A 7,907-nucleotide genomic window follows, 5' to 3' on the forward strand; every position below is an offset into this window, starting at 1 on the left:
CGTGCCCCGGACCACCTGGGTCCGGGGCACGCTGTCGCCTGACCGGGGCGGTGGGGCGGGTTCGAATTGAACCCAGTCCCCTCAGTCTGCGGACTCGGGGGTCAGCCGATCGGTTCCAGTTGTCGCTCCTCCGGCGCTTGCGCGCGCGGTTTGATCCGCCGCGGCCACCAGGCCCGGTGACCGAGCAGCGCGGTGACACTCGGGACCAGGAAGATCGACATCAGGAACGCGGAGATCACGATGCCGGCCGCGACGGAGAAGCCCATCTCGGTGAGCAGTGCCATCCCGGCCAGCATCAGCGACGAGAACGTGCCGGCCAGGATCAGCCCGGCCGCCGCCACCGACGGGCCACCGTGCTCGATCGCCAGGTCCGCGGACTCCCGCGGTGAGGTCCCGCTCTCGGCCTCCTCCCGCAGCCGGGCGATCATCAGGATGTTGTAGTCGGTGCCGATGGCAACGACGAACAGGTACAGCATGATCGGCAGCGAGAACGTCACGCCGGCGTGCCCGGCGGCGCCCTGGAACACCAGCACGGTCGCACCGATCGAGCTGAAGAAGCTCAGCACCACCGCGATCATCAGCACCAGCGGCGCCAGCAGCGAGCGGAGCAGCAACGCCAGGATGATCGCGATCAGGCCGCCGGCCACCGGGAAGATCACCGAGAGGTCCCGGCTGTTCGCGTCCCGGATGTCGGTGTAGCTCGCGGTGACCCCGCCGAGCAGCGTGGTCGTCCCCTCCGGCGCCTCGGCGTGCGCGACCTCCCGGAGCTTCCCATCGACGAGATCCAGTGATGACGTCGCGTACGGCGCACCACTCAGTACGACGTTGATCTGGGCAACGGTCTTGCCCGGGTTGAGCAACGCCATACTGCCGTCCGCGCCGGCCGGGAGCACGGCGCCGACACCGTCGACCTTGGCGAGCTTCCCGGCGTACGTCGTGAGCTCGGCCGGATCGAGCGCCGTACCGTCGATGCTGCGGACGTAGACCGTGGTCGGGTTGAGCGCGCCGGCCGGGAAGCCGGCCTGCAGGTCCTTGATCGCCCGGGCGGACTCGGTGCCGTCGGGCAGTTGGCTGAACGCGTCGTAGTCGACCTTCATCCCCAGCGCACCGAGGGCGAGCGCGACCATCAGGCCGCCGGACACCGTGGCCACGATGGCCGGGCGGCGAGCGGTGAAGCGGCCGAAGCGCTTGAACATCGCGCCCTTCGGAGACTTCTGCCACGACTTCGACGGCCAGAACACCTTCGGGCCGAGCAGCGACACGACCGCCGGGATCAGCGTGATCGCGGCGAAGGCCATCACCGCCACCGCGATCGCCAGGCCGGGGCCGAGGCTCTTGAAGCCGCCGAACACCGCCAGCAGCAACGCGCTGAAGGCGACGATGATCGCGCCCGCCGCCGACACGATCACCTCGGCGACCCGGGTGGTCGCGTTGACCAGGGCCTGCTTCGACGGCTCGCCGGCGCGGAGGCGTTCGCGGTAGCGGAACAGCAGGAACAGAATGTAGTCCGTCCCGACGCCGTACAGCACGACGGTCAGGATGGTCTGCAGATCCTGCGTCACCTGCAGGTCGAAGGTCTTCGCGGCCAGTGCGATCAGGCCCGGCGCGATCGCCGAGACCAGGCCGACGGTGAGGATCGGCAGCAGTGCCGCGACCGGGCTGCGGTAGATGACCAGCAGCAGGCCGATGATCAGCACGATGGTCGCGATACCGACCACCACGAACGCGTCCTCGAAGGCGTCCTGGTTGTCGAGGAACAGCGCCGCGTCACCGGTCACGCCGTACTCGAGATCACTGCCGGTCAGGGCCGGACCGGCCACGTCGCGGACCTTCTGGACCGCGTCCAGCACGGCCTGGTCCTCGGGCAGGCCCTTGAGGCCGACGCTGACGATCTGGACCTGTTTGTTCGGCGAGACCGCCTGCGGACCGGTGATCGCGCCGGTGACCCGGTCGATCTTCGCCGCGGTGATCTTGTTCGCGAGCTCGGTCACCTTGGCCTGGTCGGCCGCGGTCAACTGCCCGCCGCCGCCGCGCTTGATCACGATGCTCGCGGTCGCGTCGTTGGTCTGCCCGAAGGCGTCCGCGGCCAGCTTCTGCGCCTGCACCGACTCGTACTTGTCAGGCAGGAAGGCCGCCTGGTCCTTGTTCGTCACATCGGCGAGCGTCGGCGCGAAGGCGACCACGGCCACCGCCGCGATCACCCAGGCGGCGATCACCTTCCACGGGTTGTGGACGACGAATCGTCCGAGTTTCGTGAACACCCGAACCCCTCCTGAGGGTCTGTCTACCTGCCGGTCGGTAGGTAGACTACCTGCCGACCGGTAGGTTGGTGAAGCGGCCCGGTGCGCGCAGAAGTGAGAGGGTGGTCACGTGCAGCACGCGACGAATCCCCGCGAGCGGGTGCGGGACACCAAGACCGAGATCCATCGCGCGGCGGTCGAGCTGTTCTCGACCCAGGGGTACGAGAAGACCAGCCTGCGCGAGATCGCCGAGCAGGTCGGCATCACCAAGGCGTCGCTGTATTACCACTACTCGTCCAAGCAGGACCTGCTCCGCGCGATCGTCGGCACCTTCCTGGACGACATCTCCCGCGTGCTCGGACTGGTCGAGGAACTGCCGTGGTCGCCGGAGACCGAGCGCGAGCTGCTCGGTGCGTACGTCGATGTCGTCATCCAGCACCGGTCGACCGGGCCCACGCTGCTGCGGGACATCGCCGCCGTCCTGGCCGCGTTCGGTGACGACCTGGACAAGCTGATCGCGCAGAGCCGCCGTTTCCAGCTCTGGCTGGCCGGCCCGGACCCGACACCCGCCGACCGCCTGCGCGCCGCCGCCGCGGTCGAAACCGTCGGCGCCGCCATGTCGGTCGAGCTCGAACTCGGTGTCACCGACGAGGAGATCCGCGCCGTCCTCCTCGACGCCGCCACCGCCATCCTCTCCCGCCGCGGCACCCCGCCGAACCTCACCTGATCTCCCGCCGCGGCGCTCCGCCGGACGCCTGATCTCCCGCCGCGGCCCCGGCTGACCTGAATCACGCTGGCTGGCGGGTTATGTCACCGCTGACCAGTTACAACCCGCCAGCGGTGACACAACCTCTTGTCGGTGGACGGCGTTACGGTCGGCCCGTGAGCACCTTCGAGTTCTCGGCGCAGCTGTGGCAGTACCCGGGGGAGAGTGGCTGGCACTTCATCTCCGTGCCCGCCGACATCAGCGACGACATCGCCCACCTGGCCGCCGCCAACCGCCACGGCTTCGGTTCCGTCCGCGTCACCGCCACCATCGGTGGCACCACCTGGCAGACCTCGGTCTTCCCGGACAGCAAGTCGGGCACCTACCTCCTCCCGGTCAAGAAACCCGTCCGCAAGGCCGAGCAGCTGACAGCCGGCGCTGCTGTCGAAACCCGGCTGGAGCTGGCTGAGCTGTAGCAGTCGTGGACTCCGCAGAGTTCACTTGGCGTTCAGGTGGGCTGAGCGCTGCGATAGCTAGCGTGTGGGGCATTCAGGTCGAGTGGAGGAGTGTCATGCGGAGGACGCGCAGGTTGGTGATCACGCTGGCTGTGGCTCTTGCGATGGGTACGGCGGGAGCGTCGCCGGGGAATGCGGCTGGCGGTGGACACGAGCCGGTGCGGTTCGCGACGTACAACGCGAGCCTGAACCGCGCCGCGGCCGGCCAGTTGGTCGTGGATCTCAGCACCGGGAGCAACGCGCAGGCCAAGGCAGTCGCCGAGGTGATTCAGCGGACGCGTCCCGATGTGCTGCTGATCAACGAGTTCGACTACGTGCCGAACCAGCAGGCGGCGAACCTGTTCCGGACCAACTACCTGCAGGTCGGCCAGGGTGGCGCAGCGCCGATCCACTACCCGTACGCGTACGTCGCGCCGTCCAACACCGGGATCCCGAGCGGCTTCGACCTCAACAACGACGGGCGGATCGCGGGTGGCGACGACGCGTTCGGGTTCGGTGCGTTCGAGGGGCAGTTCGGCATGGTCGTCTACTCGCGCTATCCGATCGACACGACGCACGTGCGGACGTTCCAGCTCTTCAAGTGGAAGGACATGCCGGACGCGCTGCTGCCGGACAACCCGGCGACACCGGCGCCGGCCGACTGGTACTCGCCCGCCGAGCTCGCCGTGTTCCGGCTGTCCAGCAAATCGCACTGGGACGTGCCGATCCGGATCGGCAAGCGCACCGTGCACTTCCTCGTGTCGCACCCGACCCCGCCGACGTTCGACGGCGCCGAGGACCGCAACGGCAAGCGGAACCACGACGAGATCCGGTTCTGGGCCGACTACGTGCAGCCGGGCAAGCGATCGTCGTACATCTATGACGACAACGGCCGGTACGGCGGTCTGCGGCCGGGCAGCGCGTTCGTCATCGCGGGCGACCAGAACAGCGACCCGGTCGACGGCGACTCGGTGCCGGGCTCGATCCAGCAGTTGATCGACCACCCGCGGATCATCGACCCCCTCCCGACGTCGGCGGGCGCGGTCGAGGCCGCCGTACTGCAGGGTGGAGCGAATGCGTCGCACCAGGGCAACCCGGCGTACGACACGGCCGACTTCGCTGACAACCCGGCCCCCGGCAACCTGCGCGCGGACTACGTCCTGCCGTCCCGCCAGCTGAAGCCGGTGGGCGCTGGCGTGTTCTGGCCGATCCGGGCGGATCCGCTGTCGAGGCTGACCGGGGAGTTCCCGTTCCCGGCCAGCGACCATCGGCTCGTCTGGGTCGACATCCGCGTGCCGGGTCGGCACTGAGCTCGAGTCCCTGTCAGCGCGTAAGGGCCCAGCCTGGTCGCTAGGCCCGTGAGCCTGCTCGGCTAGGCCCTTCAGCAGCGGCCTGCTCGGCCAGGCCCGTCAGTAGCGGCCTGCTCGGCCAAGGTGTCAGCAGCAGACCGCTCGGCCAGGCCCGTCAGCAGCGGCCTGCTCGGCCAGGGCCATCAGCAGGACACCGCTTGGCGAGGGCCTCAGCAGCAGACGGCTTGGCGAGACCCGTCAGCAGCAGACCGCTCGGCCAGGCCCGTCAGCGCTCGAGGTGTTCTTTCAGGGCGTCGAGGCGGGTGTCCCAGTCGCGGGCCATCGCGGCCAGGAACTGCTGGGCCACCTGCATCGGCGCGGAGTGCAGCCGGAAACGGACCCGGCGGCGCTCGCCGTGCTCCGGCGTGACCAGGCCAGCGTCGGTGAGCAGCGTCAGGTGCTTGGCGATCGCCTGCCGGGTGATCGGCAGGCGGTTCGCCAGGTCCGTGGCCGTCGCGGGACCACCCGAGGCCAGCGCGGCCAGGATGCTGCGCCGGCTCGGATCAGCCAAGGCGACGAACACCTGCTCCGCCACAGCCTCCATCTCCTCGCGATCCACCGTCCGCGTGCTGCGGCCCGCTGCAGCCGCGGCGTGACTCGGCGTACGCTCGGCGCTGGCTGCTGCGGTCTCGCCGTGGTCCGACGTCCGCGTGGTGCCGGGTGCTGCGGTCCCCGCGTGGCCCGGCGGCCGTGTGGTGCCGGCTGCGGGGGTCTCTCCGTGGTCTGGCGTCCGCGTGGTGCCGGATGCTGCGGTCGCGGCGTGGTCCGGCGTACCCGCGGCGTCGGATGATGGCGGCGCCGGGGTCGGCTCGGGTTGGTGCGAGTCAGGCTGCATCGAGGTATTCGACCAGTTCGTCGATCTCGGAGGTCCAGCCCTGGGTGTTGGCCTCGAACGACTTGCGGTACTCGTCCTCCGGCAGTTGGGCGAAACCGGTCTCGACGACGGTCAGGCGGGTGCCGGCGTCGATGGGCTCGAGGGTGAATTCGACATAGGTACGTCGTGGGTCTTCCGCCGGCAGCCCGTAGATGTGCCAGGTGAAGCCGAACGTGGTCGGCTCCTCGACCCTTTCGATCCGCATCTCGGCCTCGTCACCGCTGGTCCAGCTCATCTGCGCGGACCCACCCGGCCGCAGGTCGATCGTCGCCTGGTGCCCGAACCACGTGCCGAGCCCTTCCGCCGTCGTCAACGCAGCCCACACCTTCGCCGGCTCGTGCTTGATCTCAACAGTCCGCTCAATCCGATCGGGAAAACCCATCACTCGACCTCCGTCGATAGCAACCGTCTAGTTGCCATCCAATATATTGCAACTCCTTGGTTGCGTCAAGGCCGCCATCGCCGCGGTGATGAAGCGCTATGGCTACAAGATCGTCGCCTGAGCGAACCGCCAGGCCATCACAATCGCGGCCCGCGTCGGCGCGTGAGCGTGCGGGGCGGCGCCTTGTGCCGATTGTGATGGCCTGGGGATCCGCGTCGACACGGCAAGGCCCCGCCGGTAGCAGCCGGTGGGGCCTTGGTAGTCCACTACCGCCCGGGCATTCCCGGTGCAGCTGTGGAGAGCGGAACCAACGCCGATGCAGGGGTCAAGACGTCAGCTCCGCTTGCCGTGTGGAGCTACCTGCGCTCCGCTGCAGCTCGCATGCCGCCGTACGGCGCATTCCCCGCAGGGAGGCGGGAAGGACGAGGCTGGCAACGACAAAGGCGGTCGGCGGGAACGATAAGTGCCCCCGGGGTGGCCTGGCGGGACGCCGAACCAGCTGGGCGAGAGCGTCGTGTGTGGCCGGGGGTTGGTGGGCTGCCGATCGAGGTGGGCGGGACGTCGTGTGTGGCCGGGGGCCGGGCGGACGACGAGCCAGGTGGGCGGGAATGACTAATGCTGCCGGGCGGCGCGCGACAGACAAGGTGGGGGGAATGACGAATGCCGCCGAGGTGGTCGGCGGCATTCGGAAGGTTTGCTGTGGGGTTCAGTCGGGGGCTGGAGTTGCTGGGTCAGCGTCCTTGCGTTTTGTCGTCCTTCTTTGCGGTCTGAGCTGTTGAGCGGTGCGGTTCCCGGCCGGGAGGGGGCTCGCTCGGGGTGGCGGTTTGTTCGTCGGACGAGAGGGTGGGCTGGGTCGTGCCGGAGAACGCCACGTGATACGTCCTCGTCATGTCGCCCTTCAGGTCGGCCTGGTTCTGCGGCGACTGGTCGTGAAGTCGGATGGGTTCCGGCGATGGCTGACCCTGGGTTTGGGCTTGGAACCTCGCGGGCGGCTGCCACTGCTGATTCGCCGCAGCCTTTGCCAAGTCGTCCGCATCCCGTACCGGTCCCTGCCGGGCCGGTGCCTGCTGCCCCGGGCCGGGCGACGGGTTTGGCGCCTGGGGTTGGGCGGGTGCCTGTTGTGGTCCGGTCCGCTGGGTTGCGGAGAGGTTTTGCACCAGCTGGGTGGGTGGTCCTTGGTCCGCGGTGAGTTGCGGTTCGGCCGGTGCCTGCGCGGGTTGCTGGTTCGCTTCCCCCAGGCCGGCGGCGACGTAGGCCTCTCTGGAGCCAGGAGCCGGCTGCGTCACCGCCGGACCCTGACCCTGAGGAGCCACACCCTGGCCCTGCGCCGGGGCAGGAGTCTGTGGGGCTTGGGTCTGCACCGGAGCCTGCGCGCCTTGGGCCTGCGCGGGGGTTTGTGGGGCTTGGGCCTGGGCAGGAGCCTGTTGACCCTGGGTCTGCGCCGGGGCTTGTGGGGCTTGGGTCTGGGCGGGAGCTTGTTGGCCCTGGCCCTGGCCCTGCTCATAGTTCAGCTTGGCCTGGGCTTGCATTGCCGCAAACCTTGCCGTCATTTCCGTGTCCACGCGGCCCTCGGAGAAGAATTCCACCTGGCGCTGGGGCCCCGGAGCCTGGGCGTACTCGGCATCGAGCTGGGCTTGGAGTTGCGCAGACCGAGCCGTGTTGTAGGCGTCGAAGTCGGCTCTGCTGTAGCCCGGGGCCAGCTGCTCCGCAGGTTGCTGGGCGGGTTGTGCCGCCGCCGGAGCCTGCGTGCCTTGGGTCTGCGCGGGTGCCTGCGTGCCTTGGGTCTGCGCGGGTGCCTGCGTGCCTTGGGTCTGCGCGGGTGCCTGCGTGCCTTGGGTCTGCGCGGGTGCCTGCGTGCCTTG

The 7,907-nt window shown here is 69.3% G+C and carries 6 protein-coding genes and 1 pseudogene; 3 read left to right on the plus strand and 4 right to left on the minus strand.

Annotated features, from left to right (window positions below):
* Window positions 1-101: 101 nt before the first annotated feature.
* Complete coding sequence (locus tag AB0F43_RS14335; protein ID WP_360475295.1) at window positions 102-2,261, minus strand: MMPL family transporter; 2,160 nt, start codon at window positions 2,259-2,261, stop codon at window positions 102-104.
* 109 nt (window positions 2,262-2,370) lie between these two features.
* Between AB0F43_RS14335 and AB0F43_RS14340 the strand changes: the two genes are divergently transcribed.
* From AB0F43_RS14340 to AB0F43_RS14350, 3 genes are all read left to right on the plus strand, one after another.
* Window positions 2,371-2,967, plus strand: coding sequence for a TetR/AcrR family transcriptional regulator (locus AB0F43_RS14340; RefSeq protein WP_360475298.1), 597 nt, complete (start codon window positions 2,371-2,373; stop codon window positions 2,965-2,967).
* A gap of 155 nt (window positions 2,968-3,122) precedes the next feature.
* Complete coding sequence (locus AB0F43_RS14345) at window positions 3,123-3,422, plus strand: DUF1905 domain-containing protein (RefSeq protein WP_360475301.1); 300 nt, start codon at window positions 3,123-3,125, stop codon at window positions 3,420-3,422.
* Between the two features lie 95 nt (window positions 3,423-3,517).
* A complete protein-coding gene (locus AB0F43_RS14350; RefSeq protein ID WP_360475304.1) occupies window positions 3,518-4,750 on the plus strand; it encodes an endonuclease/exonuclease/phosphatase family protein in 1,233 nt (410 codons plus the stop codon).
* A gap of 265 nt (window positions 4,751-5,015) precedes the next feature.
* Here the strand turns inward: AB0F43_RS14350 and AB0F43_RS14355 are convergent, their stop codons facing one another.
* The 3 genes and pseudogenes from AB0F43_RS14355 to AB0F43_RS14365 form a co-directional block, all read right to left on the minus strand.
* Entirely contained in the window at window positions 5,016-5,624 is a 609-nt protein-coding gene (locus tag AB0F43_RS14355; protein ID WP_360475307.1) for a metalloregulator ArsR/SmtB family transcription factor, read from the minus strand.
* Window positions 5,614-6,045, minus strand: coding sequence for an SRPBCC domain-containing protein (locus AB0F43_RS14360; RefSeq protein WP_360475310.1), 432 nt, complete (start codon window positions 6,043-6,045; stop codon window positions 5,614-5,616). The genes AB0F43_RS14355 and AB0F43_RS14360 overlap by 11 nt, the downstream gene beginning before the upstream one ends.
* A gap of 731 nt (window positions 6,046-6,776) precedes the next feature.
* Window positions 6,777-7,907, minus strand: a pseudogene (locus tag AB0F43_RS14365) (hypothetical protein); the annotation flags it as partial.

The organism is Kribbella sp. NPDC023972, assembly GCF_040639075.1.
In the GTDB taxonomy this organism is placed as follows: Bacteria; Actinomycetota; Actinomycetes; order Propionibacteriales; family Kribbellaceae; genus Kribbella.